The organism is Actinophytocola gossypii (genome assembly GCF_025165815.1).
Classification (GTDB): domain Bacteria; phylum Actinomycetota; class Actinomycetes; order Mycobacteriales; family Pseudonocardiaceae; genus Actinophytocola; species Actinophytocola gossypii.
Genome location: NZ_JAFFZE010000016.1, coordinates 372,109 through 392,341 on the forward strand (window position 1 = coordinate 372,109; position 20,233 = coordinate 392,341).

The window sequence follows — 20,233 nt, forward strand, 5'->3', positions numbered from 1 at the left end:
TCCGAGACCGACTCCGAGATCCGGGAACGATGACCGACAACAGTGACTCCCCGCACGCGACCTACGCCGCCGCGGGGGTGAACATCGAGGCCGGCGAAGAGGCCGTCGAGCAGCTGAAGCCGTTCGCGGAGAAGGCCATGCGGCCGGAGGTACTCGGCGGCATCGGCGGGTTCGCCGGCCTGTTCAAGCTCAAGCTCGACCGCTGGCGGGAGCCGATCCTCGCCGCGTCCACCGACGGCGTCGGCACCAAGATCGCGGTCGCGCAGGCCCTGGACGTGCACGACACCGTCGGCCTCGACCTGGTCGCCATGGTCGTCGACGACCTCGTGGTGTGCGGGGCCGAGCCGGTGTTCCTGCAGGACTACATCGCCGTCGGCGCGGTCGTGCCGGAGCGGATCGCCGCCCTGGTCAAGGGCATCTCCGACGGCTGTGTGCAGGCCGGCTGCGCGCTGCTCGGCGGCGAGACCGCCGAGCACCCCGGGCTGATGACCGACGGCGCCTACGACCTGTCGGCCACCGGCATCGGCGTCGTCGAGGCGGACTCCGTGCTCGGCCCGGAGCGGGTCCGGCCGGGTGACGTGGTGATCGCGATGGGCTCCACCGGGCTGCACTCCAACGGGTTCTCCCTGGCCAGGCACGTGCTGCTGGAGATCGGCCGGATGCCGCTGGAAGGGCACGTCGAGGAGTTCGGGCGGACGCTCGGCGAGGAGATGCTGGAACCGACCAGGATCTACGCCAAGGACTGCCTCGCGGTGGTCGCCGAGGCCGAGGTGCGCACGTTCGCGCACATCACCGGCGGCGGCATGGCGGCCAACGTGGCCAGGGTGATCCCGCCCGGGCTGCGCGCCGTGCTCGACCGGGGCACCTGGACCCCCGCGCCGGTGTTCTCGATGATCGCCCAGCGCGGCCGGGTGGACCGCGCCGAGATGGAACGCACCTTCAACATGGGCGTCGGGATGGTGGCCGTGGTGGCCCCCGAGGACGTCGACCGCACGCTCGCGGTGCTCACCGCCCGGCACGTGCCGGCCTGGGTGCTCGGCGAGATCACCCCGACCGGGGACGACCCGGACGCCCCACGCGCCGAGCTCACCGGGGACCATCCCAGGTTCTAGTGCCTCGTCAGGGAAGGTTGGTGCGTTTATCGGTGGATCCAGGCGTTCGCTGGCAAGGCGGCGGAAGGTCTCTCATACCGGGTCGTATTCGGGCCTTCCGCCAACGCCGCCAGCGGGCGCCTGGGCCGCCGAGAAACGTGCCGAACCTTTCTTGACGAGGCACTGGCAACCCGTCGGGGGCGGTGCGCCGTCTGACGGGAGAGGCGAGAGGAACGCGGGTTCGTGCAGGACCGGGACACGGAGTTCGGGGAGTACCTCGAGAGCCGCGCCGTCGTCATGCGCCGGACCGCTTACCTGCTGTGTGGAGGCGATTGGCATCGGGCGGAGGATCTCGTGCAGACCACGCTGACGAAGATCTACGTCGCCTGGTCCCGCATCCGGCGCGACGGCAGCGTCGACGCGTACTCCCGCAAGATCATGGTGCGGGCCGCGATCGACGAGTCCCGGCGGGCCTGGCGGCGGCGCGAGTCCCCGGTCGAGACGCTGCCGGAGACGCCGAGCGCGCCGCACCAGGTCGAGGAGTCGGTGGACGTGCGCCGGGCGCTGTCCCAGCTTCCGGCCGGCCAGCGGGCGGTCGTGGTGCTGCGGTACTGGGAGGACCTGTCGGTCGCCGAGACCGCGGCGGCGCTCGGCAAGAGCGAGGGCACGATCAAGAGCCAGGCGGCGAAGGGCCTGGCGTCGATGCGGCGGATGCTGTCCAGCGACGAACCGGCGGGGGCGGGTGAGGCATGAGCGGCGACAACGACGGCGACGACGTCAAGCGGTGGTTGGGCAGCGCGCTGTCCGACGAGCCCCCGCTGCGGCTCGACCGGGACGCGGTGCTCCGGCAGGGCAGGCGCAGGTTGCGGAACCGCAGGCTGTTGGCGGCCGGCGGCTCCGGAGCCGCGGTGGTGGCCGCCGTGGTCGGCACGGTGCTGGTCACCGGGCTGGTGAGCGAGGAGCCGTCGCTGCCCCCGGCCGCCGGCCAGACCGAGCGGCCACCGGTGTCGGCCTCGACCACGCAGTCCCCGCCGTCGAGCACGACCACCCGGAAGCCGCCGTCGGCGTCCACGGTCGACGACAACAGCGTCCGGCTGATGGCCGGGCTGACCACGTCCGGCCTGCTGCCCGACAACGCGAAGCTCCGACCGCCGCCCGGCGCGGACGGCGAGGTGACGTTCCGGCTGACCGACGGCCGGACCTACCAGCTGACGACCGACGTGCACACGGCGGACGGCGATGGTTCGCTGTCGGTGCTGGTCGAGCCGCCGGGCGTGCACCCCGGCACGACGTGCGACGTGCCGGGGACGCCGTTCGCGCACTGCGACGTGCGTGAGGAGTACGACCTGCCGATGGCGGTGGCGGTGCAGAAGCTGGCGGGCGGCGAGCTGCGGCGGTGGGTCCGGTCGGCGCGCCCGGACGGCACGTTCGTGACGGTCGTCGCGTCGAACCTGTCGGAGAGCGCCCGGCAACGCGGTGACCGGGTCAGCTACGACAAGCCGACCGTGGTGCCGGAGAAGAAGCTGATCGCGATCGCCGCGCTGCCGGAGTTCGTGCTCCATGGATGACCTGGTGGTGACCCCGCAGCTGGTGATCCCGGACGGCGAGCTGCGGGAACGGTTCTCCCGGTCCTCCGGGCCCGGCGGGCAGGGCGTGAACACGACGGACAGCCGGGTGGAGCTGTCGTTCGACGTCGCGCGCTCCCCGTCGGTGCCGGAGTCGCTGCGGGAGCGGCTGGTGTCCCGGCTGGGCGGGCGGCTGGTGGACGGGGTGCTCACCGTGACGGCGAGCACCCAGCGAGCGCAGCTGGCGAACCGGATGGCGGCCCGGGAGCGGCTGGCGTCGATGCTGCGCGCGGCCGCGGAGCCCCCGCCGCCGCGCCGCCGCCCCACCAAGCCGACGAAGGGCTCGAAGGAACGCCGGCTGTCGGCGAAGAAGCGCCGGAGCGAGGTCAAACGGGGCCGCCGCGCCCGCCCGGACGACTGAGGCGGGCTTATTCGGTGGCCGGCCGGGCGCGGGGTCTGGTTGCGTGGCCGGATGAGCGGATTCGACGACCCCGCGTTCTTCGGGGACCGGTGGGCACGACGGTTCGAGGATCTGACCTCGGGGCCCGATCCGACCGCGGCGGTGGAGTTCCTCGCCCCGCTCGCCGGGGACGGCGGCCGGGTGCTGGAGCTGGCGATCGGCGGCGGCCGGGTCGCGTTGCCGCTGGCCGCGCGCGGGCTCGCGGTCGAAGGCGTCGAGGCGTCGGCGGCGGTGGCCGAGCGGCTGCGGGCCGCGCCGGGCGGGGACGCGGTGCCGGTGGCCGTCGCGGACATGGCGGACGTGCCGGTCGACGGGCCGTTCCGGCTGGTGTACCTGGTGTGGAACTCGCTGTTCAACCTGACCAGCCAGGAGCGCCAGGTCGACTGCTTCCGCAACGTGGCGCGGGTGCTCGAACCGGGCGGGACGTTCGTCATCGAGTGTTACGTGCCCGACCAGGGCCAGGGGGTGACGGCGAGCGCCGTCACCGAGGACTCCGCCACGATCACCGTCACCCACCACGACCCGGTGGCGCAGCGGCTCACCAAGCAGCACATCACGTTGAGCGAGCAGGGGACGCGCCTGCTGCCCGTCGCCCACCGGTACTGCTGGCCCGGTGAGCTGGACCTGATGGCCCGGCTCGCCGGGCTGCGGCTGCGGGAACGGCACGCGGACTGGCACCGCGTCCCGTTCACCTCGGACAGCCGCTCGCACGTCTCCGTGTACGAGCGTCCGCTGCCATGATGGGGGGCGTGGAGTCGACTCGGGTGGATCGGTGGCTGTGGGCGGTCCGGCTGACCAAGACGCGCCCGGACGCGGCGGCGGCGTGCCGGGGCGGACACGTGCGGATCAACGACAAGCCGGCCAAACCGGCGACGACCGTGGTACCGGGTGACGAGGTCCGGGTCCGGGTCGCCGGCACCACCAAGGTCGTCGAGGTGGTGCGGGTGATCCAGAAGCGGGTCGGCGCGGCGGACGCGGCCACCTGCTACCTCGACCGCACCCCCAAGCCACCGCCCGAGGCGCTCATGCCCGTCGCCCGGCGGGACCGCGGCGCCGGCCGCCCGACCAAGCGCGAACGCCGCGTCCTCGACCGCTTCCGCGCGGGGAGAACGCCGTGAAGGTCACCTTCATGCCATGCGGAGCAGGGGGAGGTGCGGGGCGAGGTCGGCGCGGTTGCCGGAGGCGGTGATGCGGCCGGCGGCTTCGGCCTCGGACCAGGTGAGGGTGCCAGTGGCCAGTTCGAGCCAGGTGCGGGGGTCGGTCTCGACCACGTTCGGCGGGGTGCCCCGGGTGTGGCGGGGGCCCTCGACGCACTGGACGGCCGCGAACGGCGGCACCCGGACCTCGACGCTGCGGCCGGGGGCGTCCTGGGCCAGCGTGCGCAGGCTCAGGCGGACCGCGGCGGCCAGCGCGGGGCGGGCGGGCCGGTCGGCGGGACCGGTCAGCCACGGCCAGACGGCCTCGACGGCGGCGCGGAGTTCGTGAGGGTCGACGGGCCTGGTCAGGACGCCGCCTCGGTCACGATGTCGGTCAGCAGTTCCTCCACGTGGTGGGTCAGCTTGCGGGCGTCCGCGGGCGAGATCGTGGTCCACAGGGTGCCGTCCGGCCCGGGCCGCCTGATCTGCACGTAGCGGCCGTCCTCGGTGTCGAAGAAGGACACCACGCGCTCGGCTCTTCGGCGCCGGCCGAGGCGGTCGCGGGCGGCGGCGCCGAAGTTGCCCATCCCGGACACGTCCTTGATCATCTCGGCGAGGGCGGTCGCGTCGTCGGTGCGGACGCCCTGGGCGAGCAGTGCCTTGTGGAAGCCCTCCTGGGTGCCACCACCCGCGGTCGCGGCGGCCTCGAAGTCGGTGGTGCGCAGCGTCACCGACTGGCCGGGGCCGGCGGGTTCGCTGGTCAGCGAACGCAGGGCCGCCCCGGGCAGGCCGGAGGCCGACGCCCGGCGCAACGTCACCCAGCCGTCGCTCAGCTCGGCGACCGCCGCGGACTCGCCGACGGCGGCGGCGAGGGCGCGGATGTTCCGGCCGGCGTAGGCCCGCACGTCGACCTCGCGGTCCGGCTTGGCCAGCAGCACCAGCATGTCCTCGAGCTCCGGGTGCGGCTCGACCGGCCGGCCGAGCCCCCGGCCCTCCAGCCCGGCCCACGCCTGCCGCTCCAGCCGGGCCCGCTCCTCGAAGGTCTTCCCCGGCGAGGGCACCTTCACCACCAGCGGCAGCTGACCGAGCCGCAGATGCTCCCACAGCACGTCGAACTCGAGGGCGGACAGGGAGATCGGATCGCTTCCGCCCTCGCCGAGGGAGAACGTGCTGGTCACGAGGCACAACCTTAGCTAGAGACGGCGAAGCGGGCGCCGCGAACGCGGCTCCCGCTCCATCCGTCGTTCTACGTCAGCTCACTGTTGCGGCGCGGAACCACCAATCACCGTTGGTGCCACCTTGCGGTCGTCCCCGAACACGTCGTCGGTCTCCATCAGGTAGTCCGCCGCGAAGTGCTCGTCGTCGTCCTCGCCGTCCGCGCGCCGGCCGCCGGCACCCATCGCGCCGGGCGCGCCGCCGCGGCCACCGGCCGCACCGCCACCGACACCGCCGCCACCGGGACCACCGCGCAGCACGCTCTCACCCGGCACGCCGCCCATGCCGCGACCGAGCTGCGAGGCCGCCCGCGACCCGTCCGGGTCGATGCCGCCGGGCAGGCCGCCACCGGGCAGACCGCCGGGCAGGCCACCGCGCAGCGGCTGCGCCCCGCGCACGATGTCGCCCGCGTTGCCGCTGGTCCCCGGCATGCCGGTGATCGGGAAGCCGCCGTTCGGGTTGCCGTACGGCGGCAGGCCGCCCTGGTTGGGCAGGTACTGCGGCGGGTTGCCGCCGGGCATCATGGGCGGGCCACCGAGCGGGGGCGGGGCCGGCGCCGGCGGCAGGCCGGACGGTGTGGTGTTCTGCGGCGGCAGCCCGGAACCGCCGCCGATCGGCGGCACGTTCCCGACGCTGCCGCCACCACCGCCGCCGCCACCACCACCGCCGCCGTTGAAGCCGCCGGACAGGTGGCCGCCGTTCGGCGTGGGCGAGCTGGTGTTGCCGCCGGTCGGGATGCTGACGCCACTGGTGTTGGTACCCCCGCCACCGCCACCGCCGCCGATCGAGTCGGCCTGGGCACCGGTGCCGGTGACCGTGAACGCCGTGCCGCCCTGCGGCGGCGGGCTGCTCACCACGACGTCCGGCGGCGCCACGAACGTGCCGAGGCTCTCCCGGTTCCAGGTGCTGGACGACTCGTAGCTCTGCATGGTCTCGACCGCGCGCTGCGCGGCCTCGTCCTGCGCGGCCTCCTGCGCCTCGTGGTCGGCGGCCTGCGCGGCCACCCCGAGGGCGGGGCCGGGGTTGCCGATCACCGCGGCCGCGGCGGCGCCGGCGACCTGCCAGCCGGACGGCGACGGCGTGGTCACCTTGACCGGCTCCGGCATCCTGGCCCGGGCGTCGGAGATGTAGTCGGCCTGCAGTTCGGTGGAGGTGCGCATCACCGAGCTCGCCGACTCGGCGTCGTTGGCCCACAGCGCGAGCGGGGTCAGGCCGGACTGCGCGCGCTCGGCGGCCTCGCCCTCCCAGGTCGCGTTGAGGCTCGTCAGCTTCTGGTTGAGGTCCTGGTCGACCTGGGTGAGTTCCTCGGACAGACCTTGCCAGTACGTCGTCTGCGGATCGGAAGCGGACGCACCCGGACCAGAGTTGATCATGTTGTAGAGCTCGGGGTGGTCATAACCCCGCCAGCGGTTGCCCATCGGGATCCCTCGTCCTAGTCGTAGATGCCCCAGCGGGCGCTGTTCGTGCCCTCGATCGCGAGGTACTGCCGCTCGGTGGACTCGAGCGACTCGATCGCGTTGGCCAGCTGCTTCTGGTAGCCGAGCAGGCACTCGTACGCGGAGTCGGCGCCGCCGCCGTTGGTGCGCTGACCGAACTGGCTGGCCGTCTCGTTGCTGACCGGGTCGCCCGCCCAGTCGTTCACCGGCAGCCCGGCCAGCTCGTTGACCTTGCGGGACACCCGGTCGTACGCGTCGCGGAACGCGGCCAGGGCCCCCGGGATCGCGGAGGGCTCGATACGCAGGCGCTGGTTGCCGCTGAAGGTCGGCCCCGGCGACGCGGACCCACCGCCACCGCCGTCGTAGCTCAGGAACACGGCTCGTCTCCTCGGGATGTGCGATCGCGACGACTGTATCTCTGATGCGGTCCGCTGTGGACCGGTTCCCCCACAGTGGGCGAAACTTCTCCTGGGACGCGAGCCGGGCCCGTTCGTGACGTCAGTCGAGCGCCCCGATCGCGGCCGTCGCGATCCCGGGCACCGCACGGCAGAGCTCCGGCTGCGGCGTGACCGGCTGTTCGAGCGGACTGCTCAGCCCGTAGGAGACGTACAGCAGCTGCTCGTCGTGCACGTCGACGACGCCGAGGCAGCTGTTCGGGTTGGCCGGGGTGAGCACGGTGAGCGGGTAGCCGGCGGCGTCGGCCTCGGACTTCCCGGCGTTCGCGGTCTCCACATAGGACCGCGCGTCCTGGTCGGTGACCGCGACGATCAGCAGCGAGACGTTGTTGGTCGTGCCGTTGGCGAAGCAGTCCTTCGCGCCGGGGAACAGATCGGACTCCCCGGCCAGCGGCGGCCGGTCGGCGTCGAGCCCGAAGTCGGCCAGCGGCATCGCGGACACCACCTGGCAGACGTCGACGGTCGTCAGGTCGATCGGCGCCGGCCGGTCGACGCCCGTTGCCGAGGTGGTCTCCCGCTCGGTCTCCGACGGCGGATCCTGGGCCGGATCCTGGGCCGTGGGCGAGCCGGACTCACCGCTCGAGCAGCCCACCGCGAGCAGGGTGACGAGCAGCAGTGGCGCGAGCACGGTCGGCATACCCGGAACCTACCCGCTTACCATGAACAACCATGCCGGAACAGGCCGCGCCGAACGCCAGGCGCCACGCGACCGAGTACCGCCCGACGCCGGAGCGGCGCACCGAGCTGGAGCGGGCGCTGCGGCTGGTCCGGGCCGGCTTCCGGGAGGAGGCGACGCTGCCGGACGCGGTACTGCGCGCCGAGCTGCTCGTCTACGCGGCCACCCCCGACGACGACACGGTCACCGCGTTCCCCAACCCGGACGGCGAGCTGATGGTTCCGGCCTGCACGGCGGAGGAACGGGTGCCGGCGGCGTGGCCGGGCTGGCGCCGGGTGTCCGGCTGGGACCTGGTGCCCCAGCTCAACGGTCACCCGCTGCTGGTGGACCCGGAGGGGCCGGTGACCGCGACGTTCCCGGCCGAGCTGCTCCGGGCCAGGCTCAGCGCAGCCATCGGGTGATCTCCTCCGGCGGCCCCGGCTTGGCGTAGAGCCAGCCCTGGGCCGAGTCGCAGCCCAGCGCGGTCAGGCGGTCGGCCTGGTCCCGGGTCTCCACGCCCTCGGCGACGACGTCCAGCCGCAGCGTGTGCGCCAGCGAGACGAGGGCGTGCACGATCTGCGAGTCGACCGAGTCCGGCTCGTCGGCGCGCAGGCCCTCCACGAACGAGCCGGCGATCTTGAGCGCGTGCACCGGCAGGTGACGCAGGTAGGCCAGGTTGGAGTAGCCGGTGCCGAAGTCGTCGATCGCGATGCGGACGCCCAGGTCGACGAGCTTGTGCAGGGCGCCGAGCGGCTCACCGGTGGTACCCATGATCGCGCTCTCGGTCAGCTCCAGCTGCAGGCTCGTCGGCGGCAGGCCGGTGTCGCGCAGGACGTTGGCGATGTCGTCGACCACGCCCGGCTCCTCGACCTGCCGGGCGGCGAGGTTCACGCTCACCACCGGCGCGATCCCGCCGAGGCGCGCCCACTCGGCGGCCTGCCGGCACGCCGTGGTCAGCACCCAGCGGCCGAGCGACACGATCAGCCCGGTCTCCTCGGCGAGCCCGATGAACCGGTCCGGCCCGAGCCGCCCGAACTCCGGGTGCGCCCAGCGCACCAGCGCCTCGGCGCCGATCAGCGTGCCGTCGGAGAACCGGACGATCGGCTGGTAGTCGACGTAGAACTCGTCCCGTTCCAGGGCCGCCGGCATCGACGCGGACAGCGTGATCCTGGCGATCTCGCGGGCGTTGCGTTCCGGGTCGAAGCAGGCCCAGCGGTTCTTCCCGTCGACCTTCGCCCAGTGCAGGGTGACGTCGGCGTCGCGCATGGTGTCGGCCGGGTTGGAGGTGCCGACCGCCCGCTCGACGATCCCGACGCTGGCCGACACGGTCAGCCGGTGGCCGCCGACGTGCACCGGCTCGGCCACCGCGGCCAGGAGCTGCTCGGCCAGCTCGGTCAGCTCCGGGATGCCGGTGGTGCGCTCGACCAGCACCACGAACTCGTCGCCGCCCATCCTGGCGACCAGCCGGCCGGGCGCGGACACCAGCCGGGACAACCGGTCGGCGATCACCACCAGCAGCTGGTCGCCGACGACGTGGCCGAGGGTGTCGTTGACCGCCTTGAAGCCGTCGAGGTCCAGGTAGCACAGCCCGATCCGCGAGTCGTTCGGGCCGGCGAACGCGGCGTGCAGCCGCTCGGTGAACAGCGCCCGGTTGCCCAGGCCGGTCAGCGGGTCGTGGTTGGCCTGGTGGCGCAGCTGCTCGGAGAGCGCGTGCCGCTCGGTGTCGTCCTCGACCATGCCGACCAGCAGCTGCGGGGCCCCGGTCTCGTCGCGCACCAGCGACACCGTCACGTTCGTCCACAGGGGCGAGCCGTCGCGCTTGCGGAAGCGGCGCTCGATCCGGTAGTGGTCGCGCTCGCCGCTGACCATCTCGTCGAAGTACCGGCGCAGCTCGGGCGGGTCGTCCTCGTGCAGGAAGTCACCCAGGTTCCGGTCGTGCAGCTGCTCGGGGTCCAGCTCCAGCATCTCGGCCATCGCGGAGTTGATCTCCAGCAGCCGCCCGGTGGTGTCGGTGATGCCGATGCCGATGGCCGCGTCGGAGAACATCGCGCGGAACCGGGCCTCGCTGCGCCTGCGCGCCGCCTCGGCCTGGTCGCGGGCGTCCAGCGCGGCGTGCCGCAGGGTCTCCTGCTCGCGGAAGATCCGCAGCTGCACGGCGCGGACGAACCCGCAGGCCAGCGCGGACTGCACGTCGGCGAGGACCGGCGCCCCGGCCAGCAGGTCGCCGACCAGCCGAACGGTGACCGCGAGCGCCTCCGGGGTGATGAACCGCAGGGCGACCAGCTCCGCGCCGACCCGCTCGATCGGGCCGGGAAGGAACGGCGTCGCGGCCGCGGCGGCCACCAGGGAGTCGGCGAGTACACCCACCCGGTCGAGCAGTTCCGCCCGTTCGGCCGCCACGAACCCGGTGCCCTCGAGCGCGTTCGCCCACGCCACCGCGAACGTGTCGCGGGCCGAGCATGTCCCGCCAGCCACCGTCACACCTTTCGGCTTCGAAGGTCTACCGAGGATAGAACCGTCCTCACCGTGCGTCCACGCCGCCATCCTCCGCGTCGTACCTGGTCATCACGACGCGGCGGCGAACTTGTCGTTACCAATTCACCGGACAGGGTGACAAATCGGTAGCGCGCGACGACAATCTGTATCTTGGCAGCTCCGGCCCGCGAGCTGCCGAACGCGAGGGCAATTCGGAAAGGGCGAACAGGATGAACAGTATCTTTCGCGACAGGCGTCGTGGACTGCTGAGCGTGGCGGCCGCCGCCATCTCGGTGGTCACGGCGGCAGTGCTAGCCAGCCCCGCATCGGCCGACCAGGACGCCACCCCTGCAGGCGACCAGGCGGCCATCGACGCGTACGTGCGCAAGTACGACCACCCGATGGGTTCGCAGATCCGCAAACACGAGGACACCTCGGCCATGCCGGCCACGGTCGACCCCCGCGACGTCGGCGTCATGGCGTCGGTGCCGGGCATCGACGTGAGCGGCTGGCAGGGCAACGTCGACTGGAACGCCCAGTGGAACGCCGGCAAGCGGTTCGTCTGGGTCAAGGCGACCGAGGGCACCGGGTACACCAGCCCGTACTTCGCCCAGCAGTACAACGGCTCGTACAACCGGGGCTTCATCCGCGGCGCGTACCACTTCGCGCTCCCGGACCGGTCAAGCGGCGCCGCGCAGGCGACCTTCTTCTCCAACAACGGTGGCGGCTGGTCCGGTGACGGCAAGACGCTGCCGGGCGCGCTGGACATGGAGTACAACCCGTACGGCGCGACCTGCTACGGAAAGTCCAAGTCGGCGATGGCGGCGTGGATCAGGGACTTCAGCGACACCTACCACGCGCGGTGGAACAAGTACCCGGCGATCTACACCTCCACCAGCTGGTGGAACCAGTGCGTCGGGGCGAGCTTCAGCCGCACCAACCCGCTGTGGGTCGCGCGGTACTCCTCCACCGTCGGCCAGCTCCCGTACGACTGGAGCTTCTACACGGTGTGGCAGTACAGCTCGACGCCGATCGACCAGAACACGTTCAACGGCAGCTACGACCGGCTCCAGGTGTTCGCCACGAACAGCGACTGAGACCGGCACGATTCCCCCGCGAAGGGGGCCTTCGTCACCCACCCGGGCGCGAAGGCCCCCTTCCGGCATTTAAGCTCCGCGTGAGCAGGGGAACGGTGTCCCCGGTGGCCACGTCGAACTGTCCGGGCCGGGACAACGAGTAGGGGAGAGGGCATGAGCTATCCGCAGCAACCGTACGGTGGACAGGACCCGTACGGTCAGGGACAGCAGTACGGGGGTCAGCAGTACGGCGGCTACCCGCAGCAGCCGGATGGCGGCCAGCAGCAGTATGGCGGCTACCCGCAGCAGCAGCCTGGCGGGCAGTACGGCGGCTACCCCGGCGGCCAGTACGGCGGTGGCTTCGGCGGCCCGCCGCCCCCGCAGAAGAAGAACACCGGCGCGATCGTGGCGGTCGTCGCGATCGTCGTGCTGGTCCTCGGCGGGCTCGGCATCACCGGCTTCGTGGCGCCCGGCTTCTTCCTCTCCGACGACGAGGGCAACAACGCGGGCGGCGGCACCGAAACCTCGCAGAACAAGGACGAGGGCGGCGGCGACGAGGGCAGCGGCGCGGACACGTTCATCGACGAGCTGGTGGCCGCGGCGGACTCGCAGGACAAGGACGCGCTGACCGAGATGGCGTGCGAGGACGCCACCTCCAACGTGGAGGGCGCGACCCGCGACATCGACGAGACCTCCGGCGTCGAGCTGGTCGACACCGAGGAGGTGTCCGACGACGAGGTCAAGCTCACCCTGGAGATCACCCTCGACAGCAACTCGGCGACGTTCAGCGCGGTGGTCGCCAAGGACGGCGACGCCTGGTGCTGGCAGGACATCGCACCGGACAGCGGCTCCCTGGACGAGGACTCCGGGAGTTCCGCGCCCTCCACCGGCAGCGGCGACAGCGACGACACCGGCGGCACCAGCGGCGGCGGCGGTGGCGGCGGCGAGCCGACCGCCGAGGACGGCCAGGCGTTCGTCGAGGACTTCCTCGCCGCCATCAAGGCCGGCGACTCGGACGCGGTGAACGGCGTGCTCTGCGCGGACAGCTCCGCCCAGACCAACGTCTCGGAAGCGATCACCCAGAAGGCCGACCTGGCGATGGACCCGAACGCGATCACCGGTGACGACACCTACGTCGGCGTCGACCTGACCGGCACCCTCGGCGGCGCGCCGGTGGAGACCGCCCGCACCAGCGCGTTCTACAAGGAGCAGGGCTGGTGCATCCTCACCTTCTACGCCTACTGAGTTGAGGAGGTGGCGCCGATGATCAGCGTGGTGTTCATGATCGTCGGCGCCACCGCCGTCCTCGGTGGCGTGGTGGTGTTCGCGTTCCCCGCGCTGCGCGGCCGGTTCCGGCTGGTCGGCACCGTGTCGCTCGCGGTCGGGACGCTGGCGCTGGTCACCGGCTGGCTGCTGACCGGCGAGAACCCGAACCGCCGCGAGGCGCTGCAGGCGGGCGGGCTCGCGGCCGGCTCGGTGGTGGCGCTGTACGCGCTGTGGCTCAACGACCGCAGGCGCCGGGTCGACGAGGAACGCCAGGAGCTGGACCGCGAGCGGCAGCGGCTGGAGAGCGACCGCGCCGAGCACGACCGCGAACGGGCGGCCGACGAGCGTTTCCTGCGCGCGGTGGAGTTGCTGGGCAGCGAGGCGGACCAGGTGCGGGTGGGGGCGCTGCACGCGCTCGGCGGCCTGGCGCGCAGCCGGCCCGCGTACACCCAGGACGTGCTGGACGTGATCTGCTCGTACCTGCGGCGCCCGTTCGACCACCCGCGCTGGGAGGCCGTCCGGGGTACGGAGCCGACGCTGGACCGGGCCGAGGCGGACCGGTGGCTCCAGGTGCGGCAGACCGCGCAGGCGCTGATCGCCGACCTGCTGCCGGAGGCGGGTACGGCGGACGCGCCCGCGTACGACCTGGACCTGAACGGCGCCGCCCTGGAGTACTTCAACATCTCGGGCCGGGTGGTCGGACAGCTGCGGCTGCGGCACCTGCGCCTGTACGAGTCGAACTCGATGCACCACTGCGAGGTCCGCGGCCCGGCGTGGTTCACCGGCAGCCGCAGCTGGGGGCGGCTGTGGCTGCACCACATGGTGTTCGAGGACCGGGCGTGGTTCAGCCGCGTCACGGTGCACGACAAGGCCGACTTCGAGGCGACGGTGTTCCACGGCGCGACGAAGTTCGAGGGCTCGACCTGGGACGCCGAGGTCAGCTTCCGCGGCGCGGTCTTCGACCACCCGACCGACCTCGGCGAGACCCACTTCGGCGGTGGCCTCGACCTGCGGGTGGCCGGCGAGCACCTCACCGCCCGCACCTACGCGATGAAGGTCTCCCTGGCCCACGACAACCACCTGCCGCCGAGCTGGAACGTCGACTCGTCCCGCGACCCGGACCTGGGCCTCGTCCGCCCCTGACCGCTCAGTCCAGATCGGACAGGTCGAGGACGAAGCGGTAGCGGACGTCGTTGCGTTCGAGTCGGTCGAGGGCCTCGTTCACCCGCGCCGACGGCAGGAGCTCGATGTCGGCGGTGACGCCGTGCTCGGCGCAGAACTCCAGCATGGCCTCTGTCGCGGGGAGCCCGCCGCTGCCCGCCGAGGTGAGCTTCTTCCGTCCGACCAGCAGGTCCATGGTGTCGACGGTGACCGGCCCGAGGTACCCGACCTGGCTGAGCGTGCCGTCCATGGCGAGCAGCCGCAGGTACGGCCCCAGCTCGTGCGGTACGGAGATGGTGTCGACGACGACGTCGAACCGTTCCCGCGCGTCGGCCGGCCGCGCGGGGTCCGAGGTGACGACGAAGTCGTGGGCACCGAGCCGCCCGGCGTCGTCGGCCTTGTCCGCCGAGCGGCTGAGGACCGTGGTCTCGGCGCCGAGAGCCACCGCCAGTTTGACCGCGAGATGACCCAGCCCGCCGAGCCCCGCCACGGCGACCCGGCTGCCCGGACCCACGTCGAGGCTGCGCAGCGGTTCCCACACGGTGATGCCGGCGCAGAGCAGCGGAGCCGCCGCGGCGGGATCGAGGCCGGCCGGGAGGCGATGGGCGAACCGGTCGCGGAGGACGTACTCGCGGGCGTACGCGCCAAGGGTGGTCGAGCCGTCGAGGCGGTCGGTGCCGCCGTAGGTCAGCGTGGGGAACTCGTGGCAGAAGTTCTCCTGGCCCGCCCGGCACATGGCGCAACCGCCGCACGAGTCGACGATGTTGCCGACCGCGACCGGGTCGCCGGGGGCGAACCGGGTGACCTCGGAGCCGGTCTCGGTGACCACGCCGGTGAACTCGTGACCGGGCACCAGGGGCCCACCGTCCCGGTTCCGGACGGCGTGCAGGTCGGTGTGGCAGACGCCGCAGTGGTCGACGCGTACCGCGATGTCGTCGGGGCGGAGGTCGCGACGTTCGACGAACGCCCGCCGCAGCGCCGTCGCGGAGCCGTCCGCCCGCCAACCGGTGGTGGTTCTCATCTCGCCTCTTTAAACAGACTGTTCGGTCTATCCGAGCGTACACTCAGCGACATGTACGACCACGCCATGACGTCCCGTGGAGCCGCGACGCATCGCCGCATCGTCGACGCGGCCACCCGAGAGTTCGCCGAGCACGGCATCGCCGGGGCGCGCGTGGAACGGATCGTGGCCGCCGCCCGGACCAACAAGGCACAGCTCTACGGCTACTTCGGCAGCAAGGAAGGGCTGTTCGACGCGATCTTCGCCGACTCGCTCGAACGGATCGTGAACGTGGTCCCCATCGACGCCACCGACCTCGCCGACTGGGCGGTACGGCTCTACGACGAGTACCTGCGCCACCCCGAGCTGATCCGGCTCGCCACGTGGGCACGGATGGAGCGGCGCCCGGCCGGGCACCTCGTCGAGGACGCCGACCGGCTCGACGACGGCAAGCTCCGCGCCATCGCCGACGCGCAGGCGGCCGGGCTGGTGCGACCGGGTGACCCGTTCGACGTGATGGCCATGGTCATCGCGATGTCGATGGCCTGGTCACCGGTCAGCAACGTCTACGCCGCGACCGCCGACGAGCCGGCGGACCTGCACGAGCGTCGGCGCGCCCTGTTGCGCGACAGTGTCGAGCGCGCCGTCCACACCCGTCGGTGACCCGGGCGGTCGTGGCCGACGTTCGGCGGGCCGACCTCGGAAACACTCGCGTACGTGTCGGCGTGCTCCGCGTACTCCACGGCTCAGTCGAACAGGGCCGGCAGGGTCGCCTCCCAGGCCTCGCGGAGTTCCGTCAGGGGCAGGGCGGGAATGCCGGCGATCTCCAGGGTCTCGGTCGGTTCGACGGTACCCAGGCGGTGCGCGGGCAGGCCGGCCTCGGCGCAGCGGGTGGCGAACGCGTCCGCCCGGTCGGCGGGGACGGAGACCAGGACGCGCGCACTCGACTCGCTGAACAGCGCCACGAACGGGTCACCGGGGAGGGTGACCCGGCAGCCGGTGCCGGTCAGCAGGCACGCCTCGACCAGGGCCTGGGCCAGGCCGCCTTCGGACAGGTCGTGTGCCGCGGACACGTCACCGGCGCGGAGGATCTCGGCCAGGGTGCGTTCGCGGGCCAGGTCGACCTGTGGCGGGCGCCCGCCGAGGTGACCGTGGGCGACGTTGGCCCACTCCGAGCCGTCGAGTTCCTCGCGGGTCTCGCCCAGGAGGAACAGGGTGTCGCCGGGGGCGCCGAGGCCGGTGGGGATCCGGGTGGTCACGTCGTCGATGACGCCGAGGACGCCGACGACCGGGGTGGGGAGGATGGCGGTGGCGCCGGTCTGGTTGTAGAAGCTGACGTTGCCGCCGGTGACCGGGATGCCCAGTTCGGCACAGCCGTCGGCCAGGCCGCGGACCGCCTGCTGGAACTGCCACATGACGCCGGGGTCCTCGGGGGAACCGAAGTTGAGGCAGTTCGTGACCGCGATCGGGCGGGCGCCGGACGCGGCCACGTTGCGGTAGGCCTCGGCCAGGGCGAGTTGGGCGCCGGTGTACGGGTCCAGCCTCGTGTAGCGGCCGTTGCAGTCGCAGGAGACGGCCACGCCGCGGTTGGTGGACTCGTCGATCCGGATCATGCCGGCGTCGGCGGGTTGGGCCAGGACGGTGCCGCCGCGGACGTAGCGGTCGTACTGCTCGGTCACCCACCTGCGGGACGCCAGGTTGGGTGACGCAGCCATGCGGAGGATCTCCTCGCGCAGGTCGGTGGGGCGCGGGAGCGTGCTCGTGGACGCGGCGGCCAGGGTGTCCTGGTCGGTGGGGCGTTCCACGGGCCGCTCGTAGACCGGGCCCTCGTGGGCGACGGTGCGCGGGGGGACGTCGACGACGGTCTCGCCGTGCCAGGTGATGACCAGGTGGTCGCCGTCGGTGACCTCGCCGATCTCGGTGGCGATGACGTCCCACTTGCGGCAGACGGCCATGAAGGCGTCCACATCGGACGGTCGGACGACCGCGCACATGCGCTCCTGGGACTCCGACGAGAGGATCTCGGCGGGGGTCATTCCCTTGGCGCGCAACGGAACGCGGTCAAGCTCGACGTGCATGCCGCCGTCGCCGGCGGAAGCCAGCTCGCTGGTGGCGCAGGAGAGGCCGGCGCCGCCGAGGTCCTGGATGCCTACGACGATGCCTTTTCGGAACAGTTCCAGGCAGCACTCGATCAGCACCTTCTCGGTGAAGGGGTCGCCGACCTGGACGCTGGGAAGCTTCTTGCGGCCGCTGCCGCCCTCGTCGCCGGCGAAGGTGTCCGACGCCAGGACCGAGACGCCGCCGATGCCGTCCAGGCCGGTGCGGGCGCCGAACAGGATCACCTTGTTGCCGGTGCCGGACGCGTGCGCCAGGTGCAGGTCCTCGGCCCTCATCGCGCCGACGCACAGGGCGTTGACCAGTGGGTTTCCCTGGTACGACGGGTCGAACACGACCTCGCCGCCGATGTTGGGCAGGCCGAGGCAGTTGCCGTAGCCGCCGACCCCGGCGACGACGCCGGGGAGTACGCGGCGGGTGTCGGGGTGGTCCGCCGCGCCGAAGCGCAGGGAGTCCATCACGGCGAGCGGGCGGGCGCCCATGGCGAGGATGTCGCGGACGATGCCGCCGACGCCGGTCGCTGCGCCCTGGTAGGGCTCCACATAGGACGGGTGGTTGTGCGACTCGACCTTGAACGTCACCGCCCAGCCGTCGCCGATGTCGACCACACCGGCGTTCTCGCCGATGCCGGCGAGCATCGAGGCACGCATCTCGTCGGTGGTGGTCTCGCCGAAGTAGCGCAGGTGCACCTTGGAGGACTTGTAGGAGCAGTGCTCGCTCCACATCACCGAGTACATCGCCAGTTCGGCGTCGGTGGGGCGGCGGCCGAGGATCTCGCGGATGCGGGCGTACTCGTCGTCCTTGAGGCCCAGCTCGCGGTACGGCTGCGGGATGTCCGGAGTGGACGCGGCGAGCCCGACGGTGTCGACCTGTGCGGTGGCGGTCACGCGGCCACCGAACCCAGGACGGAGCGGAACATGCCGAGGCCGTCGGCGCTGGGCCCGGTGAGGGCGTCGATGGCGTGCTCCGGGTGTGGCATCAGGCCGACGACGCGGCCGTCGGCGGAGCTGATGCCGGCGATCTCGCCGAGCGAGCCGTTCGGGTTTCCGTTGACGTAGCGGAAGACCACGCGGCCCTCACCCTCCAACTCGTCCACAGTGGACTTCTCGGCGGCGAACCGGCCGTCCATGTTCTTGACCGGGATGACGATCTCGGCGCCGTCGGCGTACCCGCCGGTCCAGGCGGTGGTGGTGCGCTCGACGCGCAGGGTCTGGTCGCGACAGACGAAGTGCAGGCCGGCGTTGCGCAGCAGCGCGCCGGGCAGCAGACCCGCCTCGCAGAGGATCTGGAAGCCGTTGCAGATGCCCAGGACCGGCATGCCGCCGCGCGCGGCCTCGACCACCGGGGTCATCACGGGCGCGAACCGGGCGATGGCACCGGCGCGCAGGTAGTCGCCGTAGGAGAAGCCGCCGGGGACGACGACCGCGTCGACGCCGCGCAGGTCCTCGTCGCCGTGCCAGAGCGCGACCGGCTCGGCGCCGGCGTAGCGGACCGCGCGGGCGGCGTCGATGTCGTCGAGCGTGCCGGGGAAGGTGATGACGCCGATCTTCATGCGCCGATCCTCCGGACCGTGAAGTCCTCGATCACCGGGTTGGACAGGAAGCCTTCGGCGATCTTGGCGAGCGTCTCGTCGTCGACGGAGTCGTCCACCTCCAGCTCGAAGTGCTTGCCCTGGCGGACATCGGAGATCCCGGTGAACCCGAGGCGCGGCAGGGCGCGGGCCACGGCCTGACCCTGGGGGTCGAGAATCTCGGGCTTGGGCATGACATCGACGACGACTCGGGCCACGACAGGCTGCTCCTGGGTCGAGAGGCGGTACTACCGAAGCCTACCCTGTGTCAAGATGCGAGACGGCGGGCCGTGAGTGCACCCTTGGGGTGGAGTTCGCGGGAGTGTGCGGACATCTACGGTCCGTGGTCATAGCGTGTCGGAATGGGCATCAGCAATCCAACGGCCGCCTACCGCGAGTTGGGCGGCGCGCTGCGCCGGTTGCGCCAGAGCGCGGGGTTCACGGGCGCCGAACTCGCGCGGAAGCTGGCGTGGCCGCCGTTGATGGTCTCCCGCATGGAGACCGGCAAGCGGGACTCGACGACTGTGGACGTGGTCCAGTACGCGGTGATGTGCGGGCTGAATCTGCCGCAGGCGCAGCCGCTGCTGGAGTTGACCAGGCTCGCCGAGCGCAGGCAGGGCTACTGGCTGTCGGACAAGCGGATCGGGAACTCACTGAGGTCCCTGATCTTCCACGAGTCCGCAGCCAAGCACTCGATCATCTACGAGCCGCTGGCTATCCCCGGCCTGTTGCAGACCGCCACCTACGCCGAAGCCCGAATTTCGGCGCGGGAGCCGGACCTGCCCGAGGAAGAACTGAAGGGCGCGGTTCGCACTCGCGAGCAGCGGCAGCGCATCCTGCACTGGTCGACCCCCACGCGGTTCACCTTCTACGTGCACGAGCAGGCCCTACGGCTGCGGGTTGGCAGTGCCGCGATCATGCAGGAACAGCTCCTGCACCTGGTGCTTTCGGCCGACTCGAACAAGATCAAGCTGCGCATCTTGCCAAACGCAGTCGGGAAACGCTCCGACTTCGGTGGCCCGTTCCAGCTGATGGAGTCCGACGAACACGCTCCGCTGCTGTATCTGGATCACCTCTTCGGTGGTCTGATCCTCGATGACCGGAGCTATGTAAACGATTATCAACAGCTCCTGCCCATGCTCGCTGACGTCGCGCTGGATGAGGGACAATCTCGGGAGTTCACGGCCAGCCTGGCCGACGAGTACGACCGAGGGAGCCAACCGGATGTCGCTCACCGCCTGGAGGAAGAGCAGCTTCAGCGGCACGTCGGGCAGCGACTGCGTGGAAGTGGCGTGGCGGAAGAGCAGCTTCAGCGAAGGGTCGGGGAGTTCGTGTGTCGAAGTAGCTTTTCCAATCCCACCGCACCGATCTACGAGGGATGACCTCGCGGTCGCCGTGCGGGACTCCAAGAACGCGACCGGTCCGATGCTCACCGTTCCCCGTGCCAGTTGGCGTCGGTTCGTCGAGGCCTGCTGAGTCGTCAGCTTGGCGAGCAGGCGCAGTGCCTGCTCGTCCGGCGTGCCCGGGTCCGCGACCTGGCGAACGACCAGCACGTCG

Annotated in this window: 22 protein-coding genes and 1 pseudogene; 13 read left to right on the forward strand and 10 right to left on the reverse strand. The window is 71.9% G+C overall.

The window, feature by feature from the left end; translation table 11 throughout:
- Positions 1 to 29 precede the first annotated feature (29 nt).
- The 6 genes from purM (at position 30) to JT362_RS23035 (ending at position 4,234) form a co-directional block, all read left to right on the forward strand.
- A complete protein-coding gene (gene purM, locus JT362_RS23010) occupies positions 30 to 1,112 on the forward strand; it encodes a phosphoribosylformylglycinamidine cyclo-ligase (protein ID WP_260193702.1) in 1,083 nt (360 codons plus the stop codon).
- A gap of 222 nt (positions 1,113 to 1,334) precedes the next feature.
- The gene (locus JT362_RS23015; protein ID WP_260193703.1) at positions 1,335 to 1,844 is read left to right on the forward strand and encodes a SigE family RNA polymerase sigma factor; all 510 of its coding nucleotides are present in this window, start codon (positions 1,335 to 1,337) and stop codon (positions 1,842 to 1,844) included.
- The gene (locus tag JT362_RS23020) at positions 1,841 to 2,659 is read left to right on the forward strand and encodes a hypothetical protein (protein WP_260193704.1); all 819 of its coding nucleotides are present in this window, start codon (positions 1,841 to 1,843) and stop codon (positions 2,657 to 2,659) included. The genes JT362_RS23015 and JT362_RS23020 overlap by 4 nt, the downstream gene beginning before the upstream one ends.
- Complete coding sequence (gene arfB / locus JT362_RS23025; protein WP_260193705.1) at positions 2,652 to 3,077, forward strand: alternative ribosome rescue aminoacyl-tRNA hydrolase ArfB; 426 nt, start codon at positions 2,652 to 2,654, stop codon at positions 3,075 to 3,077. The genes JT362_RS23020 and arfB overlap by 8 nt, the downstream gene beginning before the upstream one ends.
- Positions 3,078 to 3,128: 51 nt before the next feature.
- On the forward strand, positions 3,129 to 3,857 hold the full coding sequence (locus JT362_RS23030; protein WP_260193706.1) for a class I SAM-dependent methyltransferase: 729 nt from the start codon (positions 3,129 to 3,131) through the stop codon (positions 3,855 to 3,857).
- Positions 3,858 to 3,865: 8 nt separating this feature from the next.
- Positions 3,866 to 4,234 carry an Hsp15 family ribosome-associated heat shock protein gene (locus JT362_RS23035; protein WP_260193707.1) on the forward strand — a complete coding sequence of 123 codons (369 nt, stop codon included), beginning with the start codon at positions 3,866 to 3,868 and terminating at the stop codon, positions 4,232 to 4,234.
- A gap of 9 nt (positions 4,235 to 4,243) precedes the next feature.
- Here the strand turns inward: JT362_RS23035 and JT362_RS23040 are convergent, their stop codons facing one another.
- The 5 genes from JT362_RS23040 to JT362_RS23060 form a co-directional block, all read right to left on the reverse strand.
- Positions 4,244 to 4,621 (reverse strand): sterol carrier family protein, encoded by a 378-nt coding sequence (locus tag JT362_RS23040; protein ID WP_260193839.1) that lies wholly within the window; start codon positions 4,619 to 4,621, stop codon positions 4,244 to 4,246.
- Positions 4,618 to 5,430: an ESX secretion-associated protein EspG gene (locus tag JT362_RS23045; RefSeq protein ID WP_260193708.1), complete on the reverse strand. Its 813-nt coding sequence runs from the start codon at positions 5,428 to 5,430 to the stop codon at positions 4,618 to 4,620. Before JT362_RS23045 ends, JT362_RS23040 begins: the two co-directional genes overlap by 4 nt.
- Before the next feature lie 78 nt (positions 5,431 to 5,508).
- Positions 5,509 to 6,885, reverse strand: a complete 1,377-nt coding sequence (locus JT362_RS23050; RefSeq protein WP_260193710.1) for a PPE domain-containing protein — start codon at positions 6,883 to 6,885, stop codon at positions 5,509 to 5,511.
- A 14-nt stretch (positions 6,886 to 6,899) separates the two neighbouring features.
- Positions 6,900 to 7,280, reverse strand: a complete 381-nt coding sequence (locus tag JT362_RS23055; RefSeq protein WP_260193711.1) for a hypothetical protein — start codon at positions 7,278 to 7,280, stop codon at positions 6,900 to 6,902.
- A 121-nt stretch (positions 7,281 to 7,401) separates the two neighbouring features.
- Positions 7,402 to 7,995 (reverse strand): DUF3558 domain-containing protein, encoded by a 594-nt coding sequence (locus JT362_RS23060; RefSeq protein WP_260193713.1) that lies wholly within the window; start codon positions 7,993 to 7,995, stop codon positions 7,402 to 7,404.
- Between the two features lie 32 nt (positions 7,996 to 8,027).
- Here JT362_RS23060 and JT362_RS23065 point away from each other — a divergent pair, with 32 nt between their 5' ends.
- Positions 8,028 to 8,435 (forward strand): SseB family protein, encoded by a 408-nt coding sequence (locus JT362_RS23065; protein WP_260193714.1) that lies wholly within the window; start codon positions 8,028 to 8,030, stop codon positions 8,433 to 8,435.
- Here the strand turns inward: JT362_RS23065 and JT362_RS23070 are convergent.
- Positions 8,416 to 10,488 carry a putative bifunctional diguanylate cyclase/phosphodiesterase gene (locus tag JT362_RS23070; RefSeq protein ID WP_260193716.1) on the reverse strand — a complete coding sequence of 691 codons (2,073 nt, stop codon included), beginning with the start codon at positions 10,486 to 10,488 and terminating at the stop codon, positions 8,416 to 8,418. The genes JT362_RS23065 and JT362_RS23070 overlap by 20 nt on opposite strands.
- A gap of 230 nt (positions 10,489 to 10,718) precedes the next feature.
- Between JT362_RS23070 and JT362_RS23075 the strand changes: the two genes are divergently transcribed.
- The 3 genes from JT362_RS23075 to JT362_RS23085 all read left to right on the forward strand — a co-directional run bounded on the left by JT362_RS23075 (position 10,719) and on the right by JT362_RS23085 (position 13,973).
- Complete coding sequence (locus tag JT362_RS23075; RefSeq protein WP_260193717.1) at positions 10,719 to 11,585, forward strand: lysozyme; 867 nt, start codon at positions 10,719 to 10,721, stop codon at positions 11,583 to 11,585.
- Positions 11,586 to 11,738: 153 nt separating this feature from the next.
- Positions 11,739 to 12,809: a hypothetical protein gene (locus JT362_RS23080; protein ID WP_260193719.1), complete on the forward strand. Its 1,071-nt coding sequence runs from the start codon at positions 11,739 to 11,741 to the stop codon at positions 12,807 to 12,809.
- Between the two features lie 18 nt (positions 12,810 to 12,827).
- Entirely contained in the window at positions 12,828 to 13,973 is a 1,146-nt protein-coding gene (locus JT362_RS23085) for a pentapeptide repeat-containing protein (RefSeq protein ID WP_260193720.1), read from the forward strand.
- Between the two features lie 4 nt (positions 13,974 to 13,977).
- Here the strand turns inward: JT362_RS23085 and JT362_RS23090 are convergent, their stop codons facing one another.
- Positions 13,978 to 15,012 carry an NAD(P)-dependent alcohol dehydrogenase gene (locus tag JT362_RS23090; RefSeq protein WP_260193722.1) on the reverse strand — a complete coding sequence of 345 codons (1,035 nt, stop codon included), beginning with the start codon at positions 15,010 to 15,012 and terminating at the stop codon, positions 13,978 to 13,980.
- Positions 15,013 to 15,063: 51 nt separating this feature from the next.
- Between JT362_RS23090 and JT362_RS23095 the strand changes: the two genes are divergently transcribed.
- A complete protein-coding gene (locus JT362_RS23095) occupies positions 15,064 to 15,654 on the forward strand; it encodes a TetR/AcrR family transcriptional regulator (RefSeq protein WP_260193723.1) in 591 nt (196 codons plus the stop codon).
- Positions 15,655 to 15,737: 83 nt separating this feature from the next.
- On the opposite strand, the gene purL is transcribed toward JT362_RS23095, so the two are convergent.
- From purL to purS, 3 genes are read right to left on the reverse strand one after another with little or no spacing between them, the layout of a single operon-like run.
- A complete protein-coding gene (gene purL / locus JT362_RS23100; RefSeq protein ID WP_260193724.1) occupies positions 15,738 to 17,993 on the reverse strand; it encodes a phosphoribosylformylglycinamidine synthase subunit PurL in 2,256 nt (751 codons plus the stop codon).
- Entirely contained in the window at positions 17,990 to 18,658 is a 669-nt protein-coding gene (purQ, locus tag JT362_RS23105; RefSeq protein ID WP_260193725.1) for a phosphoribosylformylglycinamidine synthase subunit PurQ, read from the reverse strand. Before purQ ends, purL begins: the two co-directional genes overlap by 4 nt.
- Positions 18,655 to 18,894: a phosphoribosylformylglycinamidine synthase subunit PurS gene (gene purS / locus JT362_RS23110; RefSeq protein ID WP_260193726.1), complete on the reverse strand. Its 240-nt coding sequence runs from the start codon at positions 18,892 to 18,894 to the stop codon at positions 18,655 to 18,657. The genes purQ and purS overlap by 4 nt, the downstream gene beginning before the upstream one ends.
- A 144-nt stretch (positions 18,895 to 19,038) precedes the next feature.
- Between purS and JT362_RS23115 the strand changes: the two are divergent.
- Positions 19,039 to 19,845 (forward strand): annotated as a pseudogene (locus JT362_RS23115) (helix-turn-helix domain-containing protein); the annotation flags it as partial.
- Positions 19,846 to 19,900: 55 nt separating this feature from the next.
- Complete coding sequence (locus JT362_RS23120; protein WP_260193727.1) at positions 19,901 to 20,152, forward strand: DUF397 domain-containing protein; 252 nt, start codon at positions 19,901 to 19,903, stop codon at positions 20,150 to 20,152.
- Positions 20,153 to 20,233: the final 81 nt, after the last annotated feature.

Excerpts from the sequence above, each read along its gene's own strand:
- purM (WP_260193702.1), top strand. The coding sequence starts at position 30 with ATGACCGACAACAGTGACTCCCCGCACGCGACCTACGCCGCCGCGGGG.
- JT362_RS23020 (WP_260193704.1), top strand. The coding sequence starts at position 1,841 with ATGAGCGGCGACAACGACGGCGACGACGTCAAGCGGTGGTTGGGCAGC.
- arfB (WP_260193705.1), top strand. The coding sequence starts at position 2,652 with ATGGATGACCTGGTGGTGACCCCGCAGCTGGTGATCCCGGACGGCGAG.
- JT362_RS23030 (WP_260193706.1), top strand. The coding sequence starts at position 3,129 with ATGAGCGGATTCGACGACCCCGCGTTCTTCGGGGACCGGTGGGCACGA.
- JT362_RS23050 (WP_260193710.1), bottom strand. The coding sequence starts at position 6,885 with ATGGGCAACCGCTGGCGGGGTTATGACCACCCCGAGCTCTACAACATG.
- JT362_RS23060 (WP_260193713.1), bottom strand. The coding sequence starts at position 7,995 with ATGCCGACCGTGCTCGCGCCACTGCTGCTCGTCACCCTGCTCGCGGTG.
- JT362_RS23065 (WP_260193714.1), top strand. The coding sequence starts at position 8,028 with ATGCCGGAACAGGCCGCGCCGAACGCCAGGCGCCACGCGACCGAGTAC.
- JT362_RS23075 (WP_260193717.1), top strand. The coding sequence starts at position 10,719 with ATGAACAGTATCTTTCGCGACAGGCGTCGTGGACTGCTGAGCGTGGCG.
- JT362_RS23080 (WP_260193719.1), top strand. The coding sequence starts at position 11,739 with ATGAGCTATCCGCAGCAACCGTACGGTGGACAGGACCCGTACGGTCAG.
- JT362_RS23085 (WP_260193720.1), top strand. The coding sequence starts at position 12,828 with ATGATCAGCGTGGTGTTCATGATCGTCGGCGCCACCGCCGTCCTCGGT.
- JT362_RS23090 (WP_260193722.1), bottom strand. The coding sequence starts at position 15,012 with ATGAGAACCACCACCGGTTGGCGGGCGGACGGCTCCGCGACGGCGCTG.
- JT362_RS23095 (WP_260193723.1), top strand. The coding sequence starts at position 15,064 with ATGTACGACCACGCCATGACGTCCCGTGGAGCCGCGACGCATCGCCGC.
- purQ (WP_260193725.1), bottom strand. The coding sequence starts at position 18,658 with ATGAAGATCGGCGTCATCACCTTCCCCGGCACGCTCGACGACATCGAC.
- JT362_RS23120 (WP_260193727.1), top strand. The coding sequence starts at position 19,901 with ATGTCGCTCACCGCCTGGAGGAAGAGCAGCTTCAGCGGCACGTCGGGC.